Consider the following 19,691-nt stretch of genomic DNA (forward strand, 5'->3'; position numbering starts at 1 on the left):
GCTCCCCTCCCGGTACGCGATGCGACCGGACTTGACATTCCGCGGACGCTCCCCACGCCGCGGCGTACCCACAAGAACGATCACTGGCGGAAAGGGTTCCGGTGACGGGGACGTCATCCTGCCCTGAGCGCAGGGGAGTTGGGCGAAGGGCGCGGATATGTGCAGTGATGTCGCATGCCACGTGGCCCGGAATATTCGGTTGGTCAAGAACTGGTCAATCTATACTGCGTGGGCCTGTGATCATTGCTGAGCCACTCAACCTGTGGTGCTTTTGAGGGGATTTACATGCGGAAACTCTCACTCCGTATACGGGGCAGGGCGCTTGGCCTCACCGCCGCGCTCGTGGTCGGCGCGGTCGCCCTGGCCGGGCCCGCTACCGCGGCGCCGGTCGCCGCGAAGGGGGCGCACCAGCGGACGCAGGAGGCCCTCGACGGGCTCGTCGCGGCCGGCATGCCGGGCGTCGCGGCCCAGACCTCGTCCCCCGACGGGGAGTGGTTCGGATCCGCCGGCCACGCCGACACCAAGACGAAGACCAAGCGCACCGACCGGGACCACATCCGCGCGGGCAGCATCACCAAGACCTTCGTCACCACCGTCATCCTCCAGCTGGAGGCCGAGGGCAAGCTGTGCCTCGACGACTCCGTGGAGCGCTGGCTGCCGGGGCTGCTGAAGGGCAACGGCTACGACGGCAACAAGGTGACGCTCCGTCAGCTCCTCAACCACACCAGCGGCATCCACGACATGGTCGAGACGCCGGAGTGGAACGCCTACATGAACGGGCCGGGCTTCCTGGAGCACCGCTACGAGTACCGTTCGCCCGAGCAGATCGTGGCCATGGGCCTCAAGTACCCGCCCTACTGGGCGCCGGGCACCGCATGGCACTACTCCAACACCAACTTCGTGATCGCCGGCATGGTCATCGAGAAGGTCACCGGCAACGCCTGGGCCCGCGAGGCCGAGAAGCGGATCGTCAAGCCGCTCGGCCTGCGGCAGACGACCTTCCCCGGCACCGACCCCACGATGCCCGCCCCGCACCCCGTCGGCTACTCCAAGCTCTACGCCGCGAACCCCGGCCCGGAGATCTACGACGCCACCGAGTACAACCCGGCCTGGTCCGGCGCCACGGGCGAGATGATCAGCACCACCGGTGACCTCAACCGCTTCTTCGGCGCCCTGCTCGGCGGCAGGCTCTTCCCCAAGAAGCAGCTCGACGCGATGCTCACCACCGTCCCGGCCGAGGACGGGACCAACAACGACGTCCCGTTCGACTACGGCCTGGGCCTGATCGTCCGCTCGCTGCCCTGCGGTGTTAAGGTCTACGGCCACGACGGCATCGTCTGGGGCTCGCTGACCAGCACCGCGGTCACGCGGGACGGCAAGCACGCGCTGACCTTCCAGATCAACGGCGACTGGCTGGACTCCACCAAGCCCTACAACGACGTCTTCCGGGGCGAGTTCTGCCCCAAGTAGGCACCCCGGCGCACCCGGACCCGGCGTGGGCCGCCCCTACGCCGGGTCCGACCGGTCGCCCGCCAGCAGCAGCTGTGGCACCTGCTGGAAGCGCCACCCCTTGCCCTCCCGGGTGAACACCCACACCAGGTCGAAGCGGTCGTCCGGCCAGGCGTCGGGCGGTGCGGGACGGACCGTCCCCAGCTTCTTGACGATGTGCGATATCCGGTGGTGCTCCCAGGAGACGAGGGTGGCCCCGTGCCGTCCGGAGACCTCCTTGACCAGGGCGGACTCGTCCCCCTGGCCGTAGTCCGTGTTCACCCGCAGCCCCAGCTTCGCCGCGAGCGGGGCGACCGTCTCGGCGGGCCGCAGGCCCTTGCCGCCGTCGTGGCCGTCGGCGGCGTAGACCGCGGACGGGCGCCGCAGGCCCGGGCGCGGCGACGCCCCGCCGTCCGGGGCGAACAGGCCGGTCAGCGCGCCGGCCCGCTGCCAGCCGCGCACCACCAGGGCGTGCTCGTTCTGCTCGCCGTCCTCGGTCACGCCGAACGGCGGCTTCTTCCCGTCGTCCTTCTCGCGCGGTTTCTCCGCATGACGAATGATCATCAGGGTGTCCGCACCGGGCGCGGCGGAGGCGGCCGCCGCGGAGTCGGCCGCGGCCCGTGCGTCGTCGCGCCCGTCGGAACCGCTGTCGCAGGAACTCACCATCGCCGCACAGACCCCCGCAGCCACGATCGCCCGCACCACGGCACGTCGTCGCACCGCGCAGGGAGGAGAACTCATCCGTTCCTTATAGCGGAGCCACCCCGGCGGGGAGAAGACCCGGGAGAAGACCCGGGAGGGACCGGAAGGTCAGACCCGCCGCCCCAGCCGGGCCAGCAGCGCCGTCCACGCGTCCGCGCCCTCCGGCACCGGCACCGGGGCGGCGAACAGGCCCGTCGGGGACATGTCGTCCCCGTACGCCCCGAACACCCGCCCCGCCGCCCCCACCAGCTCGTCCGGCATTCGCTCCGGGGCGCCGATCGCCCGTGACAGGTCCCAGGTGTGCACCACGGCGTCGGCGGTCATCTCCGCGCAGTACGCGTCCGCGCCCGTCTCGCCGTAGGAGAGCGGCACGCTGCGGCGCAGCGCGCCCCGCCGGGCGAACGCCTCCACGGCGGCCCCGGCGGCCGCGTCCCAGGCGCCGGCGGGATCGTCGCCCAGCACGTCCCCGTCCAGCTCGTCGCCGACGTCCTCGATCGTCGCGCCGTCCAACAGCCGTGGCACCCACAGCTGTTCGGCGGTCAGATGGTTCACCAGGTCGCGCACCGTCCACTCGGTGCACGGCGTCGGCCCGTCCCACTGGCGCGGGCGGACGGCGTGCACCCGCTCCCCGAACAGGGCGAGCGACTCCTGATGCCGGGCGAGGAGCTCGCCCCGGGTCTCCTTGGCCATGACCCCATGCTCCCCGTGCGCCGCGGCCGCCGCGAGCGCGCGAGCGGGTCCGGGCCGGGCGCGACCGGTCGCACAAGTCGCACCGGTCGCGCCCGGTCCCGGGCGGTGCGAAGGTGGTGCAGTACCGGGCAGTCCGCGAGGCGGTGAGAGGCGATGGAGCTCCCCCTGGTCGTGGGGGTCGACGGATCCCCCGGCAGCCTGACGGCACTGGACTGGGCCGTGGACGAGGCGGCCCGCCACGACGTGCGGCTGCGCGTCCTCTACGCCTCCCTGTGGGAGCGCTACGAGGGCCGCCTCCCGCCCGCCGACGGTCCCTCCCCCGAGACGCTGGCCGAGGAGGCCGTCACCGTCGCCGCCGCCCGCCGCGCCCAGCAGCGGGACCCCGCCCTGCGCGTCCACGCGGACACCGCGCCCGAGGAGGCCGTCAACGCCCTGGTGGAGGCCAGCCGCCATGCGTTCTTCCTGGTGACCGGCCCCTCCGGCCGGGGTGCCCTGGCCGGGATCCTGCTCGGCTCGGTCAGCCTGGCCGTCGCCGGGCGCGCCCACTGCCCCGTGGTCGTCGTCCGCGGCGACGACGTCGCCGTCGGCGGGGGGCACGGCCGCGTCCTGCTCGGCGTCGGCGACGCGGAGGAGGCCCCCGCCGCCGTCCGGTTCGCCTTCCGCGAGGCCGCCGCGCGCGGCTGCGAGGTACGCGCCCTGCGCGCCTGGCGCCACCCCGTGCGGCAGTCGGTCGACCACTATCCACTGCCCAGCGGCGCCACCCTCGACGCCGAGGAGCGGGCCGGACGCGAACTGGACGACGCGCTGCGCCCCGAGGCGGAGCGGCATCCGGAGGTCGTCGTGCACGCCGTCACGGTCGAGGGGGCGCCGCGCAAGGCGCTCGTCGAGGCCTCGGCCGACGCTGATCTGCTCGTCGTCGGCGCCGTGCGCCGGCACCACGGCCTCGGCCTCCAGCTCGGCCGGGTCAGCCATGCGGCACTGCACCACGCGCGGTGTCCCGTCGCGGTGGTGCCGGCCCCGTAACCGGGGCGTGCCAAGTCCCTTGAGGGCGCGTTCCTTCGCTTGCGCGCCGACTGCTTTCCGGGCGAGCGCTCCTGCAACAACAGGTGGAAGTTGCCACTCCGGTAATGATTCATCGGCTGTTCGCCGTTTTTGCTGCACAAATATCGCTTTCTCCAGGAACCACGGCCGCCCTCAGATCATCTGTTAAGGGTGGCGGGGGGATGCGTGCCCGCCATGGAGCCGCAGTTCTTGGAGGTTGTTCTCGTGCACGTCGGATCGGGCCGTCGTCCCGTCCTGTTGATGTCCGCCCTGGTGGGTTCGCTGGCGCTCAGCGCCTGTTCGGGAGGTTCCGGGGGGTCCTCCGAGGACGCGGGGGCCGCGGCGAAGGTGACCGTCAGCCCGGGCGGCGGCAAGGAGGTCAAGCTCGGCTCGCCGATCTCGGTCAAGGCCGACGGCGGCAAGCTGACCTCCGTCGAGGTCAAGGACGACAAGGGGGAGAAGGTCGACGGCAAGCTGGCCGCCGACGGCACCTCCTGGCAGTCGTCCGGCAAGGTCAAGCCCAAGACCACCTACACGGTGAAGACCGCGGCCGAGGGGACGAAGGGCCGCAAGTCCTCGTCGACGGCCTCCTTCACCACCGAGCAGCCGGAGAAGGTCAACAAGCTCACCAACACCCCGCAGAACGGCCAGACCGTCGGCACCGGCATGCCGGTCTCGATCCTCTTCGACCACAAGATCGACAAGGACAAGCGGGCCGAGGTCGAGAAGAACTTCAAGGTCTCCACCAGCACCCCGGTGGAGGGCGCCTGGGGCTGGGTGACCGACTACAGCGGCAACGACCGGCTCGACTGGCGGCCCAAGACCTACTGGCCCAGCGGCACCAAGGTCTCCGTCAAGGGCTCGCTCGCCGGTGTCAACTCCGGTGAGGGCGGCTGGTTCGCCCGTGACTACGACTACTCGTTCACGATAGGCGCCGACCACAAGGCCGTCATCGACGTCCCCGGCCACACGCTGACGATGCTCGAGAACGGCAAGCCGGTCGGCAGCGTCAAGGGCTCCGCCGGCTCCCCCGAGGCCCCCACCCGCGGCGGCATCCACACCGTGCGCAGCAAGAACGCCGACGAGGTCATGGACTCCTCGACCATCGGCTACGGCAACCAGTGGATGCTGCCCGCCAAGTGGGTCACCCACATGACCGCCTCCGGCACCTTCCTGCACTCCGCGCCCTGGAACAACCAGATCGGTGTGGTCAACAACAGCCACGGCTGCTTCGGCATGACCACCGAGGACGCCAAGACCGTCTACGACTTCCTGCCGATCGGCTCCACCGTCGAGGTCAAGGGCACCTCCAACACGGAGAAGACGGATGTTGGCAACGGGCTCGAGGTCTGGCAGGAGACCTGGGACCAGTGGCAGAAGCGCAGTGCGCTGAAGAACTGAGGCCTGAGCGAAGGTCGTTCACCGGGGCCGCCGGGAGGGAACCCCTCCCGGCGGCCCCGGCCGTTCGGGCACCGGCGCGAGTGCCGGGACGACGCGCCGCCACGTCCCCCCGCACGCCGCGGCGACGGCGCAGCCCGCCGCGCAACAGCCCGACGCCAGCAGGAACCCGGCGCCCGGGTCCGGCCCCGGGCCCGCCACCGCCCCCGCCGCGGCCGCCCCGGCCGACGAACCCGCCGCGCCGAGGGAGTTGAGCCAGCCGAACGCCTCCGTCAGCGCGTCCCGCGGCGCGACCTCGTCCAGCGTGCGGAACTGCGCCGTGACCGCCGCGTTCAGCAACAGGCCCGTCGGTACGAGGACGGCGACCGGCTGCCAGAGGCCGTGACAGGCCGCCAGCGCCGCCCAGCCCGCCGCCAGCAGGACCGTCAACCGCCGGGCGTGCGCGCCCTCTTGGCGCCGTCCCCCCTGGCAGAGGCCGCCGAGCACACCGCCCGCGGCCAGTGCCGCGATCAGCGGCCCCGCGGCGTCGCGCCGGTCCGCCCCGTCGGCGAACGCCACCAGCGACACCTCGGCCGCGCTGACGCTGCCCAGCAGCAGGAAACCGACCGGCAGCACGCCCAGCACCGCGGGGCGGCGCAGCGGCCGCGGCCGGTTCCGGCCGGCACCGTCCGGGACGACCGCTGCGCCGAGGTGCGGGCTCGCGGCCACCGGCAGACAGCCCGCGGCGGTGGCGACCGCCGCACAGAACAGCGCCAGCGGAGGACCGCCGAGCGCGGCCAGCCCGGCGACCAGGGACGGCCCCAGCACGAACACGACGTCCACGACGACGGACTCGTACGCGAACGCCGCCGCCTTGGCCCCGGGATCGTCCGCCAGCGTCCTCGACCACAGGGCCCGCATGATCGCCCCGAGCGGGGGCGCCAGGACTCCGCTCGCCGCCGCGAGCGCGACGAGCGCCGGACCGCTCTCCGTCCGGGCCGCCAGCCCGGCGACCGCCGTCAGCACCAGCGCCTGGCCCGTGCCCGTCACCACCAGGACGGTCCGCGGCCCCGCGCGGTCCGCGGCCCGGCTCCACAGCGGCCCCGACACGGCGGCGGTCAGCGTGTGCAGACCGGCCGCGGCGCCGCCCGCCGCGCAGGAGCCGGTGTCCCGGAGGAGGACGAGGAGGAACGCGAGCCCGAGCATTCCGTTGGGCAGTCGGCCCAGGAGGCCGGCTGCGGCGAGACGGGCCGTGCCGGGGCGGCGGAAGAGGGCGCGGTAGCCGTCTGTCACGTGGGGGTCCTCCTTGTGGCTCGGCGCGCCCTGGTGCCCGGGGGGATTTTGCCCCCGCCCCGCCCTTTCACCGTTTCTTCCGGGGAGACCCCGGGCCCCGTCCGCCCTTCGGGCGGAGTCCTCAAGCGCCGGACGGGCTGAAGTGTGCGCCCGGGCCGGATTTCCGGCGTGAGGTTTTCAGGCGCAAGGTTTTCAGACGCGAGGTTTTCAGGCGCGGGCGCGAAATCCAGCCCGTCCGGCGCTTGAGGACGAGCGGCGGAGCCGCGACAAACGGGGGCCAGGGGCGGAGCCCCGGAAGCAGGGGTGCAGGGGGCGCAGCCCCCGCCCACCGCGGCGAAGCCGCGGTGCCGGGCCCCGGGGCTCCGCCCCGGAAGAAACGGTGAAAGGGCGGGACTGGGGCACAACCCTTCCCCCCACCCCCACCCGCTACGATCAATTGTTCGAACAAAAAGACTCACGGGGGCACCAGAACAGCCATGCAAGGCACCCACCGCATCCGCAACGCCCACAGCGGACTCCTGCTGGAGGTCGCCGGCGCCCGCAAAGGCAGCGGCGCCAACGTCCAGCAGGGCAAGGACACCGGCACCCCCGCCCAGCTCTGGCACATCACCCCGGTCCACCCCGGCAGCGGCGTGCACCACATCGTGAACGTCAACAGCGGCAAGCGCCTGGACGTCGCCGGTGCCTCCGTCGAGAACGGGGCCAACGTCCAGCAGTGGAAGGCCAACGGCTACGGCGCCCAGGAGTGGCTCGTCGAGCGGCTGCTGGACCCCGAGGGCGCGGTCGCGCTCGTCGCCCAGATCAGCGGGCTGCTGCTGGAGGTCGCGGACGCGTCGACGGACGACGGGGCCAATGTCCGCCAGGGCGAGGACCTCGACAGCCCCGCCCAGTGGTGGTATCTGGAGGCCTGCGAATGATCTTCGGCGGGAACGGGAGCAGGAGCAGGAGCACCGAACCGCCGCTCGACATCGTCGACTGGCGGGACGTCCGGCGGTTCACGATCGGCACCGTGGAACGGGAGCAGGGGCCGGGAGCCAAACGCCCGGTGTTCGGGGACGACGCCGTCCGCGTGCCCCGGCGCGACGGGCAGCGCCGGGTCAACCCGCCCTGCGCCTTCGTCGTCGGCACGAGCGCGCTCTACGAGGACCGGGATCGGCAGCGGCTGCTCTGCACGGTCGGCGGCGCCGAGGGCGACGGGGGCGAACGCCGCCATGTGGTGCGGGACGCCGACGAACGGGAGATCGGTGTCGTCCGCCGCGTGCCTCCGTCGAGGAAGGTGTTCCGCCACACCTGGCGCATCGAGCAGCCGGGGAGGCCGGAGATCGTCGGGCGCAACAAGTGGGCCGCGGTGTCCCCGCAGGACGCCGTGTTCCGCGCGGCGGGCAAGTTCCTGGAGGGAGTGGTCGATTCGGCGCTGTCCTTCGGTGCCGAGGACACCGACGGGGCGCGCGAGCGGACGCTGCTGTGGCTGGCGGACGGGTCCGAGGTGATGCAGTCCGTGGGATCCGGGTTCGACATCAGGGCGGACTGGCTGGACCGCCGGCTGGCGTTCGCCGTGGCGCTTCTGGGCGACCGCTGAGGAAGGACGGGAGCAGAGGGGGCAGCGGGGCGCGTGTCACGCGGGGGACCGTAAGATTCTGACGCCGGTGCAAGGATCGACCCCGGGGGAAGAGACCGTGCGGATCGGGGAGTTGTCCCGCAGGACCAAGGTCAGTGAGCGCGCCCTGCGCTACTACGAGCAGCAGGGCCTGCTGACGGCGGAGCGCACGGCCGGCGGCCACCGGTGCTTCGGCGAGGCGGCCGTCGCCCGCGTCGGGTGCATCCAGGAGCTGTTCGCCGCCGGCCTGTGCAGCGGAAAGATCGCCCAGGTGCTGCCCTGCATGCCCGGCCACGGCGGACACGGGACGGCCCCGCAGGAGCTGGTGGACGGTCTGCGGGGCGAACTCGACCGGCTCGACCGGGAGATCCGGGGCCTGTACCGCTCGCGCGAGGTCCTCGACACCGTCATCCGTGAGGTGACGCGGGCGCGGCCGTAGCCGCGAACCCCGCCAGCAACGCCTCCACCGCGAAGGCGAACCGCTCCCCGTCGTCCGTCCCAGCCCCGCTCCGTGCCGCCTCCGTGACCAGGGGATACCGCCCGGCTTCCAGCGTGCGCAGCCAGGCCGCCGACCCCGCGCCCTCGACGGCGCCGACGGTGTCCTCGGCCGCGGTGTGGGCGATCACCAGCAGGGACAGCGTGTTGAGCGCGTGCACCGCCCCTCCCAGCGGGAAGCCGGCGCCCGTCAGCACCCCCAGCCCGCGCTCCACCGCGTCCAGCGTCGCGGGCGTGACGGCGGGCCGGGACGCCGCCAGCGGCAGTACGCCGGGGTGGCGCAGCAGCGTCGTGCGCAGCGATCCGGCGTAGGCGCGCAGCCAGTCGCGCCAGCCGGTGTCCTCGGCGGCGACCGGGAGGGCCCGGCCGAAGACCCGTTCCACCAGGCCGTCCAGCAGCGCGTCCTTGTTCGGGACATGGTGGTAGAGCGTCATCGCCTCCACCCCCAGGGCGGCACCCAGTCGGCGCATGGTCAGGGCCTTGACGCCCTCCCGGTCCACCAGGTCCAGGGCCGCGTCCAGGATCTGGTCCCGGGTCAGCCCGGCGCGCTCGCCCCGGGTCCGCTTGGCCGTCACATCGTTCTCCCGCCGCCACTTGACTTTCTTACATCGTAAGGCCAGGCTGAGGCCCGTCAAACTTACGTAGTAAGAATGGGGAGCGGTCATGAAGCAGGTCGTCGCGGGTTTCTTCCAGGCGGTCAACGAGCGCAGGCTCGAGGACCTGCCCCGGCACGTGGCGGCGGACGTCGTCGACCACAACAAGATCATTTTTGGCGAGCCGGACGAGCCGGGCGCCGCCTTCGAAGGGTTCCGTCAACAGCTGGCCGCCTTCGGTGAGTTCGCGATGCGGGTGGACGCGCTCGTCGCCGAGGGCGACACCGTCGTGGCCCGGGTGGCGGCCATCGGCAGGCACACCGGGTTCCATCCCCGGATGCCGCAGCCCACCGGCCGCTCCTTCGAGGTGGAACAGATGTGGTGGTTCACGGTGGCGGGGGAGCGGATCACGGAAATACGTGCCGTCAGCGACCGCCTCGGAATGTTCGTCCAGGCCGGCTGGGACTGGCCGGAGGTCGCCTGACCTGCCGGGAAAGGGAATGGCAATTCCCCGGGAGAGAACGTCTATTCGTCGCGTCCGATGGTGAACCCGGCCACGTCACATGGTCTTTGCCTGGAATTGGTGTCATCCGTGCGAACGCGCCCCGCATCGTGGGCCGTGCGGAAAGGAACCGCAAATTCCGGACACCGGCTGAAAGGTCAAGGTGCACCATGGCGAACATCCGGATGAAGAAAGGCGGGCGCGTCCTGCTCGTGGGAGCGGCCGCGTCCGTCGCACTGGGCGCGGCGGCCCTCCCCGCCTCCGCGGCGAGCGAGCCGACCGTCAAGGAGCTGATGGCCGACTGCGCCAGCGGCACCGGCAAATGCACGTTCAACGACCCGCAGGTCGACAAGGCATACCTGGGGAATTACCACCAGGTCTCCGACACGCTCTACAACTGCAGCACGTCGGACGCCACTCAGGGGCTGAACTGGTCCGACAAGGTCGGTTCCAGCGACACCGCGGAATTCTCCATCACCACCGGCGGGAAGATCGCCGGAATCGTCGATCTCAGTGTCACCGCGAAGTACGGTCACACCTGGACGACCGAGCACTCCGACGGCGGCAGCATGGGAATGACCATCAAGCCCGGTGAGGTCGGCTGGATTTCCCGGGCCCAGGTCATGCGCCAGGTCACCGGAACGTGGCAGACCCACTACGACGATCCGCACTGGGGCCACTACTACTGGTTCTGGAAGGACACCATTACCAGCCCGGCGCCCAACGACACCGACGGTGTCAAGAGCGTGGTGGTCATGAAGACCCGGCCCATGACCGCCGAGGAGAAGGCGTCCTGCGGCGCCCACAACGGCAAGACCTTCCTCTCCAAGACCAAGGTCGAGGTCCCGAAGGCCGACAACGCGCCCCGCAAGGGAACCCCGGACAAGCCCACCCCGGGCGACGACGGCAAGCCCCCGGCCCGGGAGGAGAAGACCGGCGAGAAGTGAGAAACGATCGCGCCCGTGCCGTCGGCGTTCCGCGACAGCACGGGCGCGCTCGGTGTCACGGGCACGGATTCCGGTACGGCGTGCCCGGCGCGTACTTCTTCCACTGCTCGGCGGTGATCGAGCTTCCGGTGGAGGAGCAGAGCAGGTCGGCGACCTCGGAGGGGTCGGTGTCGAAGGAGAGGACCGAGCCTCCCCCCGCCACGAGGATCGTGCGGTCCCCCGGGAACGCGACCGCCGAGCTCGCGATCGCCGAGCTCGGGTCCCTTTGCGCGAGGGTCGCGGTGAGCGTGGGCGCGGCCGGGTTGCCGATGTCCCAGAGCTGGACGTCGCTGTGCCAGACGGCCATGTGCCGGTTGTCCGGATCGATGGCGATGCCCCGGATGTCCTGGAGCGTGCGGATGGCGACGGGTGCGCCCGGGTGGGCGGGATCGCCGATGTCCCACAGGGTGGCGGTGTTGCCGTTGGTGCCGCCGGCGACCAGGCGGCGGCCGTCGTTGCTGATGTTCAGCTCACCGCCGTAGGTCCCCGGCAGGGTGGCCGACGAACGCGCCTTGCCGGCAGCGACGTTGAACACGTGCAGGGTTCTGTCGATGTCGAATCCGCGTTTGGTCATGACGGCCACGGTGCCGCGGGCGGACACCACGGTGCCGCCGTTCGCATCAGGGAGCTTCGTGGTCTCTCCGCGCACCGGATGCGCCGGGTCACCGACGTTCCACCAGTCGATCCCGGATGCCGTCACGACCATGGCCGTGTCTCCGCTCTGCAGGATGACGCCGAAGCCGGCTCTGGGGGCCGGGAGGGGGAGCGAGCCGACCTCGGTGGCCCCGCCGGAACCGGTGACGTGCCACAGATGCATTCTGCGGTCGTCGCCCTGGACCGACACCAGATCACCGGCGGTGGTCGTGCTGACGCCTGTGCCGACGATCCAGTCGGCTCCCGGATCCCGGGCGAGGAGGGCGAAAACGGTGGTACCCAGTGATGCCGCTCGGACAGGGTGGCGGGGATCGCGGAGGTTCCACAGCTGCACCGCTCCGTTGTGCGCGATGCTGAGCAGAACCGCCCGGCCGAGGAAGGTCACTTCCTGCACTACGTCGGGCAGGGTGACCGTGGCCACACGTACGGGCCCGCCGGGCGCGGAACGGTCCCAGACGCCCAGTGGGGAAGGGGAGGGGTTCTTGTACGCGCTGAAATCGGTGGTGACGGGTGCCGCCATCAGGCGTCCGTCAGGGCTGAAGGCCCATGTCCCGTAGCCGCTGAGCACCTGCGCGGAATCGCCCTCCGGCACGGGCGACCGCCACGATCGGACCACGCCGTCGAACCCACCGCTCAGCACGGCGCCGCCGGCTGCGGGCGCCAGGGCTACGGTGCTGTAGCCGGTCTTCGTGCACTTGGGAGAGGCCCTGCTCCTCGGGCCCGGGGGAATGGCCAGCAGACACAGCTCACCGTTGCTGTCGTCGGGATTCACGCCGCCCATCGCGAGCCTGTGACCGTCCCTGGCGAAGGCCACCGCCATCAGGTCCGTCCTGATGCCGAAGCCGTCCACCTTGATCGCCTCGGGTCTGGACGGATCCTTGGTGTTCCAGAGCCCGATGTCATTGTGCTTGACCGCCGCGAGCAGGTTTCCGTCGGGGGCGAAGGCCACGGCGGAGTATCCGGTCCCGATCGAGGCCGTCTTCTTCGGGGCGGACGGGGCGGAGAGGTCCCACACCTGCGTCCTGCCGTTGAGGATGGTGGCGGCGAGCGTGTTGCCGCGCGGCGAGAAGGCGACCGCGGCGAGACCGGACGACGACGGGGGATTCTGAAGTTCGGCCACCAGACGCGGACTTGTGGGGGATGCGACCGACCACACCGCCACCGGGCCCTGTTCCGTCGCGGCGGCCAGCAGGGTTCCGTCCGCGTTGAAGGCCATCGAGCTGACCTGGAAGCCCTTCTTCGAGGCGCCGAGAGCGGGCCAGGGCAACTGGGCCGCGACGGTGGGGTGCCGGGGGACGCCCAGGTCCCACAGACAGAAGCTCCGGCCCTGGCAGGCGGCGGCCAACAGCCCTCTGCCGTGCGGCCCGAGAGCGATCCCGGTGGCATTCGTACGGAGCGTGGCCCGCAGCACCGGGGCGACCGGTTCGGTGAGGTCCCAGATCCGCAGCTCCCCGCCCTTGTCGACGGCGGCGGCCAAGGGGCCGTCCGGCTCCGCCGCGACCCGCAGCACCCCCTTGCCGGTGCTGCCGACGACGCTGTCCAGCGGAGTGCGCAGCGCGGTGTACAGCTCGGTGGAGGTCTCCTGGGTCCGGGCGGAGCGGTACGCGGCGACCGCGAGCTGCGCCGCGAGGCCGGGGTCGGTGGGCCTGACCGCCTCCGCGTCGGCGACCAGCCGGGACGACCGGACGACCGCCGCCTTCCGGTCGGCGTCCTCGCTCAGCCGCATCGCCAGCACGCTGAAGGCGGTGGCCACCAGCGCCAGGACGCAGATCACGGCGAGGACCGCGCGCCGGCGCCGGGTGCGGCGCCGGCGATGGACGCGTCCCCGCCGCAGATAGTCGCGTTCGGCGTCGCTCAGGTCGGCGGCGCGCTCGCGCAGCCACGGCCGGGCACCGTCCAGGGCCACGGAGGTCGGCAGCAGGTCCGCGGCGCGCCCGCCGTCCTCCCAGCGGTCCATGTCGTGGCGCAGGGACTCGCGCCAGACCAGGAACGAGCGGTCCTCGCCGGTCCGGTCCCGCAGCCGGTCCCAGCCGGTGATCAGGGCCTCGTGGGCGAGTTCCACGGTCTCGTGGCCCTCCGGGCCGCGGTCGGTGACCAGCAGCCGGGTGCGGGCGAGTTCCTGCGCGATCCGCCACTGGGCCGCATCCAGCTCGGGGCGGGAGACGGTCCGGCGGGTGGCGGCCGCCGACCCCAGGGGCACCCGGACGAGCTGGGTGAACAGCCGGTGGGCCGTCGCCTCGTCCTGCGGCGGCACGTACTCCGCCCAGACCCGGTCTGCGTGGAGTCCCAAGGCACCCGAAACACCGCCGAGTTCCTCGTAGGCCCGGTGTGTCAGCAGTCCGCCGGTCTGGCGCCGCCAGAGCAGGTCGAGGGTGAAGCCGAGCAGGGCCAGGGCGCCCGGCTCGCCGCCGGTGTCGGCCAGGATGCGGTCGACCAGGTGGGGTTCGTAGCGCACGCCGGGGACGGCGTCGACCGGCACGGTGATGATTTCCCTCAACTGCCGGGCGTCCATGGGACCGAGCGCGTAGATCTGTCGGCCGCACAGCGGGCCGAGGCCCGGGTGGGCGAGCGCCGTTTCGAGGAAGTCGGCCCGCAGCGTGGTCAGTACCCTGACGCTGTGCGGCAAGGTGTCCTGGAACAGGACGCCGGCGAGTTCGTCGACGGCCGCCGGGGTGAGGGTGAGCAGCTCCTCGAACTGGTCGACCACGATGAGGAGTTTGCTGCCGTCGTGCCGGTGCAGGAGCCGGGGGACGATGTCCGCCAGCCCCTGTCCGCGCAGCAGGGCGGCCAGCTCGGGGGTGCGTTCCAGCTGCTGGATCGGGGTCAGCCCGGGCTCCAGCAGGGGCACCAGCGAGGCGGCCAGGGCGGACACCGGGCTGCGGCCGGAGGCCGGCCGTACGACGGCGGCGAGGGTGCCGGCCGCCCGCAGCCGCGGGACGACTCCGGCCAGGGCGAGCGAGGACTTGCCCGAGCCCGAGGGGCCGACGAGGGTGGTCCACCGCTCATGGGCGAGCATGCCGACGAGTTCCCCGGTCTCGGTGCGCCGGCCGTGGAAGACCGCCGCGTCGGACTCCTGGAACGGCACCAGGCCGCGGAAGGGCGAAGGGGGCAGGGCCAGTTCGCGCAGCGGGGGCCAGGCCGCCAGCAGCCCGTCGGTGGGGATCAGATAGCCGGCCGGGGGGTCCCCCGCCTCGGCCACCGTCACCATGCCGATCACGCCGACGAGTCCGTCGTCCCAGACCGGGCCGCCGCTGAAGCCCCGTGTGATCCGGTAGCCGTTCGCGGCCAGGTCGGCCTGGATCCATCCGTTGGCCTGACGGCCCCTCAGGATGCCGGAGTGCCACACTCCTCCGGGACGTCCGGCCGGAAAGCCGAAGGCCCGTACCCGGTGCTCCCACACGTCCTGGGCCTCGGCCAGCCTGATCGGCCGGGAGCCGGGCAGGGGAGCGGTCAGCCGCAGGACGGCCACGTCGCCGGCGCCGGACGGGTGCGGCGCGACCCAGTGTTCCACCACCGCCTCGGCGCGGTGCTCCCCGTCCCGCGCGGAACCGGACAGCAGCGGCAGGTCCACCCCGACGCGCGCGGCGGCGTCCGGAGAGTCGTGCGCGGGCAGGCCGAGCGCGGCGGAGACCACATGGGCACAGGTCAGCGCCCGGTCCTCGGTCACCAGGAAGCCCAGGCCCACGGCGCCGCCCTGCGCGTCGTGGATCCGCAGCACGGCCGCGTCCAGGGTTTTGGGGCCGGTTCCCTCCGTGGGTCCCGGAGGTAACGGCATCAGCGTGCGCCGTCCGGGGCCGGATCGGGTGCGGCCGGATCCGGCCCGTCGGCGGGCGGCCGGTTCCAGGTGAGCGAGACCTTGAAGTTGGCCTGGGCCGCGGTGCTGGAGATGACCACATCGGCCTCGGCGGAGAGCGACACCCCGAACTCGACGCCGATCTCGTCCGGCGCGTCGGCCATGCTGCGGAAGCCCTCGACGAAGTGTTCGGCCACCGGCCGGATCCCGGCCAGCATCTCGCCCAGGGACCGCGACGCCCGCGCCACGACCCGGCCCGGCCGGGCGACCTGGACCAGGCCCTCCCCGACCTCCTCGATCTCGACCTTCACCACGTCCGGCGCACCGCCTGCCGCGTCCACGTCGGTCGGCAACTCCACCAGATAGACCATGGCTCCCCCGCTTCGGACCCCAACCCCATGTTTTCGCGCGGAGTTTAGCGCGCATCCGTCTCTTCAGCCTCTCAGTGGACGCCCTGGCACAGGGAGATGAGAACCGGCCGGGGCCCAGGCGCGTGCGACGCTGGTGGCATCAGTGACGCAGGAGTGACTCAGGAGGGGAAAAACGATGGACCATCAGGAACTCCGGCAGCGCTTCACCGCGTTGACCACCGCCCACGTCGCCGACGCCTGCATCCGGGCCGGCGTGCCGGTCCGCTGCGGACCGGCCGCCCTCGCCGCCGTGGAACCCGGCGGCCGGCTGGCGGGACGGGTGCGCCCCGCCCGGCACGTCGGCAGCGTCGACGTCTTCCTGGAGGCGTACGAGGCGGCCGAGGCGGCCGGGCCCGGTGAGGTCCTCGTGGTCGACAACGGGGGCCGCCTCGACGAGGCGTGCGTCGGCGACCTCGCCGTACTGGAGGCCCGGGCGGCCGGGATCCAGGGCCTGGTCGTGTGGGGCCTGCACCGCGACACCGCCGACGTCCGGGACATCGGCCTTCCGGTCTTCAGCCTGGGCGCGATCCCCACCGGCCCCCTCCACCTCGGCGAGCGCCCCGACGACGCGCTGACCTCGGCCCGGGTGGGCGAATGGACGGTCACCACGGCCGACGTCGTCCTCGGCGACGACGACGGCGTCCTCTTCGTCCCCGCCGGCCGGACGGCCGAACTCCTCGCCCTGGCCGAGTCGATCCGCGACACGGAACGCCACCAGGCCGAGCTCATCCGCTCCGGCCGCACCCTCCGCGACCAGGTCGACTTCGCCGGCTACCTCGCCCGCCGCCGCGAGGCGCCGTCCCTGACCTTCCGAGAGCACCTGCGGTCGGTGGGCGGGGCGATCGAGGAGTGAGCGGACGGTGCCCCGCCGCCGACGTCGGAACCCAGGACGGGGCGGCGGGGCACCGCCGTTCAGCCGCCGTCCCCGGCCGCCCGCCGCCGGGCCACCGCCCGCCGTACCGCCCGGTCCACGGCCGGCAGCGCCTCCGCGACGTCGGCGTACATGACGTACTCCACCGTGGCCACGGTGTGCAGGCCCCGCACCAGGAAGGTGTAGTCCCGGCCCCGTTCCAGCAGCAGCACGATCGGTTTGCCGAAGGCGCTGGCCCAGCCCACCTCGATGTGGGTGCCGGGCGACGCCGGCGATCCGGGGAGCGCCACGAGGACGTCCGCCCTGCGGATCTCCTCCTGGTCGAGCCGGGTGCACTCCTCGGGCTGCATCAGGGCCGCGCCCCACGCCTCCCGGCGGTGCGCGTTGTGGACGGACACGCCCTGCGACTCGAAGTGTTTGATCAGGAGGTCGAAGGGCGCGCGCTCCTGCTCGGGCATCTCGCCGGTCTCCGGGTCCAGGAGCCCGAGGAACGGACCGGCGAGGAACAGGGAACGGACTTCGGCCCCCTCGGTCTCATCAATGATGCTGGTCATGGAAGGCCCCTCAGTCCTCGTCCTTGCGGAAGCACTGGATGTAGGCGTCACCGCTGGTGCCGTACGTGTACGCGGTGGTGTCGTAGGCCGTGAACGGACGCCGCTCGACGCGGATCGTGCGGAAGTGCGGCAGGTACTGCCAGCGCAGCTCGGGCCGGGTGCTGAAGAACGGGATGAACACCCCGCCCGGGCGCAGCACCCGGACCACCTCCGGCATCGTCCGCTCCCACAGCTCCCGGTCCGCCCAGACCTCCATGTCCAGGGCCGGGTCGAAGAACATGCCGTCGACGCTCTCCGAGGGCAGCTCGAAGATCCGCTGGAAGAAATCGCCGCGCTCGATGGCGAGGGTGTCCGGCAGGTCGGGGTTCCGGGCCCGGAACAAGTCCTCGACCTCGCCGAAGAGTTCGAGGACGGTGTGGCGTCGGGTGGCCGGGTTCCGCGCGATGCGCAGCGCCGACAGGCCCAGGCCGAGCCCCACTTCGTAGAACTCGCCGCCGTGCTTGCCGCCGTACTCGCACAGCATGTCGGCGCTCGCCCACATCAGGTCCCGTTCCCAGGCCTGCATGGCCTGCTCGCCGCCGATGCTGAGGGTCACCTCCCCGTCCTGCTCGACGAGTTCGATGGCGGGTGCGGGTGCGGGTGCGGGTGCGGTCGGTCGGTCCATGGATGCTCCTCCGTCCTCCGGTGATCGGTCACGTGCGGTGGGGCACGACTCCGAAGTGCCGCCTGGCCGTCGAGACGGCCAGGTCCTGCACGGCGAAGACCGTGAAGTAGTAGGCCTGCGGCGCGGTGTCCGGCGCGAACCGCACCCGGAAGAACACCTCCTCGACCCGCCGTTGCGAGACCTTCACACGGGTCGTGGCCGGCTCGACGACGGTGTCCGCGCGCAGATAGGCGGGGACGAACAGGCCCAGCCGCACCGGCCCGGGACGCGCGGCCGTCAGCTCCGCGCGGACCTCCAGCACCCCGCCCCGGACGACCTCGTCGTCGGCGTACGCGAGCAGGCGCGGCGCGTCGGGGACGCGGAAGGTCACGTCTCCGCAGCGCATGCAGACCGCGCATGTGGTGTCCAGGACGTACGGGACCAGTCCCCGGCGGGTGAACTCCTGCGCCGGGCGGCCGCAGTGGCAGACGACCTCGTGGACCTCCGGGTCGAGACGGCTGCGGTCGCCGAAGTGGGCCGGATAGTTCATGATCTCGTTCTCGGGGTTCGCCGCGACCTGCCCGGCGATCGCATGGTCCAGGGACTGGAGGTCGGCGGCGAGCGAGGCGCGGATCTCCTCCGGGGCCTGGTCGGCCGGGTGCGTGGGGCGTGCCGCCCACAGATCCGTCTTGCGGGCCAGCCTGGTCAGCCGGGGACGCAGCGGGTGCCGCTCCGGCAGCAGCCCCGAGGCCAGCAGTGCGGTGAGCCGGCGGGCGGTGGTGAGGACGAGCGGGTCGGGGGAGTGGTCGGACGCGACGGCGACGGCGACGGCGGCGGGGGACGGGGTGTGCGGCACTCCGAAGCGCATGAACGCCGGATACGGATGGGAGCCGGCCAGGCTGGAGTTGAGCGCGTCCACGGAGTCCTCGCCGGCGAGCGCGGCCCGCATCCACGCCACGTTCTCCGGCCGGTCGGAGTCGTGGACGGAGACGGCGGAGGCGATCGTGCGGGCGGGCCCGTCCAGGGCGTTGAGGAGCAACTGGTACTTGGGGTCGTACAGGGCCAGGTCGGCCAGCGGCCCGCTGTTGCAGGCGCTCAGCACCAGCTCTACGGCGGGCACCCGGTGCAGCGGGACGAGCTTGTCCTCGGGCTTGTAGCAGGGCAGGCCGTAGGAGCACCGGGGGCCGAGCAGCCCGGGGCGGGCGGCCGCGGCCGGGCTCAGACCGCAGATCGTGAACTCGCCGAGGTTGACGCTGTCGTCCTTGCCGTGGCCCTGGAAGACGACGCGCCGCCAGTGGGTGCCGAGGATCTCGGCCCGGATGTCGGCCCGTTCGAAGTCCCGGTCGTCGAAGACGCGGACGCCCGGCGGGCGGGGCGGCCGGTCCGTGTCCGTGAACAGCCCGACCGCGTCCGCGCCGGCGCCCGGCACGGCGTACTGCTTGGCGATGTTCCAGGCGACGGACGCGGCGTCCCGGCCGCTGAGGAAGCTCAGCGCGTGCGGCGCGCCGCGGTAGGAACGGAGGAGGAGGGAACGGAGCGGGTCGAGGGTGAGCCGGTCGTAGCAGCCGATGACGAGCAGTCCGCCGGTGCCGGTGCCGGTGCCGGTGCCGTGGCCGGCCAGGTCGTCCTCGTCGAGCCACTCGTGCGCGAGGGGGCGCGCGAGGGCGGCGACGCCGTCGGGGAGGTCTGCCGCGCCGAGGACGACTCCGGTGGGGACGGGTTCGGGTGTGCGGGTGCCGGAGTAGAGGCGGGTTGCCAGTTCGATGGCTGTGGTGAGGTCGTCGCGGCCTTCGACGGGGACGGGGATGGGTGTCCGGTCCGGGCTTTCGGCGAATTCCTTGACGGTGCAGGGGAGTTGTCGCCAGGTGACCGCTTGGAAGGGGGGTGTGGTGGCGTTCATGGTGGGGTGACCTCGTGTTCTGGGCGGGGTGGGCGGGGGATCGGTGGGCGCGGTGGTGACCGCGCGGGGGGTTTGCCCCTGGCCCGCCCTTCAGCCCGTCCG

The 19,691-nt window shown here is 72.4% G+C and carries 18 protein-coding genes; 9 read left to right on the forward strand and 9 right to left on the reverse strand.

The window, feature by feature from the left end:
• Window positions 1–285 precede the first annotated feature (285 nt).
• A complete protein-coding gene (locus AB8735_RS32970; protein ID WP_372411334.1) occupies window positions 286–1,470 on the forward strand; it encodes a serine hydrolase domain-containing protein in 1,185 nt (394 codons plus the stop codon).
• 36 nt (window positions 1,471–1,506) lie between these two features.
• Here AB8735_RS32970 and AB8735_RS32975 read toward each other — a convergent pair whose 3' ends face one another.
• Together AB8735_RS32975 and AB8735_RS32980 are read right to left on the reverse strand one after the other, a co-directional pair.
• Complete coding sequence (locus tag AB8735_RS32975; RefSeq protein ID WP_372411335.1) at window positions 1,507–2,229, reverse strand: hypothetical protein; 723 nt, start codon at window positions 2,227–2,229, stop codon at window positions 1,507–1,509.
• 69 nt (window positions 2,230–2,298) lie between these two features.
• Window positions 2,299–2,880 carry a TIGR03086 family metal-binding protein gene (locus AB8735_RS32980; RefSeq protein ID WP_344027798.1) on the reverse strand — a complete coding sequence of 194 codons (582 nt, stop codon included), beginning with the start codon at window positions 2,878–2,880 and terminating at the stop codon, window positions 2,299–2,301.
• 153 nt (window positions 2,881–3,033) lie between these two features.
• Here AB8735_RS32980 and AB8735_RS32985 point away from each other — a divergent pair, with 153 nt between their 5' ends.
• Window positions 3,034–3,903 (forward strand): universal stress protein, encoded by an 870-nt coding sequence (locus AB8735_RS32985; RefSeq protein WP_372411336.1) that lies wholly within the window; start codon window positions 3,034–3,036, stop codon window positions 3,901–3,903.
• A gap of 228 nt (window positions 3,904–4,131) precedes the next feature.
• Window positions 4,132–5,322, forward strand: coding sequence for an Ig-like domain-containing protein (locus tag AB8735_RS32990; RefSeq protein ID WP_372411337.1), 1,191 nt, complete (start codon window positions 4,132–4,134; stop codon window positions 5,320–5,322).
• Window positions 5,323–5,340: 18 nt separating this feature from the next.
• Here AB8735_RS32990 and AB8735_RS32995 read toward each other — a convergent pair whose 3' ends face one another.
• Window positions 5,341–6,591, reverse strand: coding sequence for an MFS transporter (locus AB8735_RS32995; protein ID WP_372411338.1), 1,251 nt, complete (start codon window positions 6,589–6,591; stop codon window positions 5,341–5,343).
• A 476-nt stretch (window positions 6,592–7,067) separates the two neighbouring features.
• Here AB8735_RS32995 and AB8735_RS33000 point away from each other — a divergent pair, with 476 nt between their 5' ends.
• The 3 genes from AB8735_RS33000 to AB8735_RS33010 all read left to right on the forward strand — a co-directional run bounded on the left by AB8735_RS33000 (window position 7,068) and on the right by AB8735_RS33010 (window position 8,627).
• Window positions 7,068–7,508: an RICIN domain-containing protein gene (locus AB8735_RS33000; RefSeq protein ID WP_344027786.1), complete on the forward strand. Its 441-nt coding sequence runs from the start codon at window positions 7,068–7,070 to the stop codon at window positions 7,506–7,508.
• Entirely contained in the window at window positions 7,505–8,170 is a 666-nt protein-coding gene (locus AB8735_RS33005) for a hypothetical protein (protein WP_372411339.1), read from the forward strand. Before AB8735_RS33000 ends, AB8735_RS33005 begins: the two co-directional genes overlap by 4 nt.
• Before the next feature lie 97 nt (window positions 8,171–8,267).
• Window positions 8,268–8,627 carry a MerR family transcriptional regulator gene (locus AB8735_RS33010; protein ID WP_344028219.1) on the forward strand — a complete coding sequence of 120 codons (360 nt, stop codon included), beginning with the start codon at window positions 8,268–8,270 and terminating at the stop codon, window positions 8,625–8,627.
• On the opposite strand, the gene AB8735_RS33015 is transcribed toward AB8735_RS33010, so the two are convergent.
• Window positions 8,596–9,258, reverse strand: a complete 663-nt coding sequence (locus AB8735_RS33015; protein ID WP_372411340.1) for a TetR/AcrR family transcriptional regulator C-terminal domain-containing protein — start codon at window positions 9,256–9,258, stop codon at window positions 8,596–8,598. The two genes, AB8735_RS33010 and AB8735_RS33015, sit on opposite strands and share 32 nt — an antisense overlap.
• Window positions 9,259–9,346: 88 nt before the next feature.
• Here AB8735_RS33015 and AB8735_RS33020 point away from each other — a divergent pair, with 88 nt between their 5' ends.
• Together AB8735_RS33020 and AB8735_RS33025 are read left to right on the forward strand one after the other, a co-directional pair.
• Entirely contained in the window at window positions 9,347–9,760 is a 414-nt protein-coding gene (locus tag AB8735_RS33020) for an ester cyclase (RefSeq protein ID WP_372411341.1), read from the forward strand.
• Window positions 9,761–9,948: 188 nt separating this feature from the next.
• Complete coding sequence (locus AB8735_RS33025; RefSeq protein ID WP_344027776.1) at window positions 9,949–10,725, forward strand: hypothetical protein; 777 nt, start codon at window positions 9,949–9,951, stop codon at window positions 10,723–10,725.
• 55 nt (window positions 10,726–10,780) lie between these two features.
• On the opposite strand, the gene AB8735_RS33030 is transcribed toward AB8735_RS33025, so the two are convergent.
• On the reverse strand, window positions 10,781–15,193 hold the full coding sequence (locus AB8735_RS33030; RefSeq protein WP_372411342.1) for a trypsin-like peptidase domain-containing protein: 4,413 nt from the start codon (window positions 15,191–15,193) through the stop codon (window positions 10,781–10,783).
• The gene (locus tag AB8735_RS33035; protein ID WP_344027770.1) at window positions 15,193–15,582 is read right to left on the reverse strand and encodes a CU044_2847 family protein; all 390 of its coding nucleotides are present in this window, start codon (window positions 15,580–15,582) and stop codon (window positions 15,193–15,195) included. The genes AB8735_RS33030 and AB8735_RS33035 overlap by 1 nt, the downstream gene beginning before the upstream one ends.
• Before the next feature lie 175 nt (window positions 15,583–15,757).
• On the opposite strand from AB8735_RS33035, the gene AB8735_RS33040 reads away from it, so the two are divergent.
• Window positions 15,758–16,474, forward strand: a complete 717-nt coding sequence (locus AB8735_RS33040) for an RraA family protein (RefSeq protein ID WP_372411343.1) — start codon at window positions 15,758–15,760, stop codon at window positions 16,472–16,474.
• A gap of 59 nt (window positions 16,475–16,533) precedes the next feature.
• Here AB8735_RS33040 and AB8735_RS33045 read toward each other — a convergent pair whose 3' ends face one another.
• From AB8735_RS33045 to AB8735_RS33055, 3 genes are read right to left on the reverse strand one after another with little or no spacing between them, the layout of a single operon-like run.
• Entirely contained in the window at window positions 16,534–17,046 is a 513-nt protein-coding gene (locus AB8735_RS33045) for a nucleoside 2-deoxyribosyltransferase (protein WP_372411344.1), read from the reverse strand.
• 10 nt (window positions 17,047–17,056) lie between these two features.
• The gene (locus tag AB8735_RS33050; protein WP_372411345.1) at window positions 17,057–17,710 is read right to left on the reverse strand and encodes a class I SAM-dependent methyltransferase; all 654 of its coding nucleotides are present in this window, start codon (window positions 17,708–17,710) and stop codon (window positions 17,057–17,059) included.
• A gap of 28 nt (window positions 17,711–17,738) precedes the next feature.
• Window positions 17,739–19,589, reverse strand: coding sequence for a hypothetical protein (locus AB8735_RS33055; RefSeq protein WP_372411346.1), 1,851 nt, complete (start codon window positions 19,587–19,589; stop codon window positions 17,739–17,741).
• Window positions 19,590–19,691 lie beyond the last annotated feature (102 nt).

The organism is Streptomyces luteireticuli (assembly GCF_041519305.1).
GTDB classification, from domain to species: domain Bacteria; phylum Actinomycetota; class Actinomycetes; order Streptomycetales; family Streptomycetaceae; genus Streptomyces; species Streptomyces luteireticuli.

Coding starts and splice junctions, on each gene's coding strand:
- AB8735_RS33040 (WP_372411343.1), top strand. CDS start 15,758: ATGGACCATCAGGAACTCCGGCAGCGCTTCACCGCGTTGACCACCGCC.
- AB8735_RS32970 (WP_372411334.1), top strand. CDS start 286: ATGCGGAAACTCTCACTCCGTATACGGGGCAGGGCGCTTGGCCTCACC.
- AB8735_RS33025 (WP_344027776.1), top strand. CDS start 9,949: ATGGCGAACATCCGGATGAAGAAAGGCGGGCGCGTCCTGCTCGTGGGA.
- AB8735_RS32985 (WP_372411336.1), top strand. CDS start 3,034: ATGGAGCTCCCCCTGGTCGTGGGGGTCGACGGATCCCCCGGCAGCCTG.
- AB8735_RS33000 (WP_344027786.1), top strand. CDS start 7,068: ATGCAAGGCACCCACCGCATCCGCAACGCCCACAGCGGACTCCTGCTG.
- AB8735_RS33020 (WP_372411341.1), top strand. CDS start 9,347: ATGAAGCAGGTCGTCGCGGGTTTCTTCCAGGCGGTCAACGAGCGCAGG.
- AB8735_RS33030 (WP_372411342.1), bottom strand. CDS start 15,193: ATGCCGTTACCTCCGGGACCCACGGAGGGAACCGGCCCCAAAACCCTG.
- AB8735_RS33055 (WP_372411346.1), bottom strand. CDS start 19,589: ATGAACGCCACCACACCCCCCTTCCAAGCGGTCACCTGGCGACAACTC.
- AB8735_RS33035 (WP_344027770.1), bottom strand. CDS start 15,582: ATGGTCTATCTGGTGGAGTTGCCGACCGACGTGGACGCGGCAGGCGGT.
- AB8735_RS33050 (WP_372411345.1), bottom strand. CDS start 17,710: ATGGACCGACCGACCGCACCCGCACCCGCACCCGCACCCGCCATCGAA.
- AB8735_RS33005 (WP_372411339.1), top strand. CDS start 7,505: ATGATCTTCGGCGGGAACGGGAGCAGGAGCAGGAGCACCGAACCGCCG.
- AB8735_RS32980 (WP_344027798.1), bottom strand. CDS start 2,880: ATGGCCAAGGAGACCCGGGGCGAGCTCCTCGCCCGGCATCAGGAGTCG.
- AB8735_RS32975 (WP_372411335.1), bottom strand. CDS start 2,229: ATGAGTTCTCCTCCCTGCGCGGTGCGACGACGTGCCGTGGTGCGGGCG.
- AB8735_RS33045 (WP_372411344.1), bottom strand. CDS start 17,046: ATGACCAGCATCATTGATGAGACCGAGGGGGCCGAAGTCCGTTCCCTG.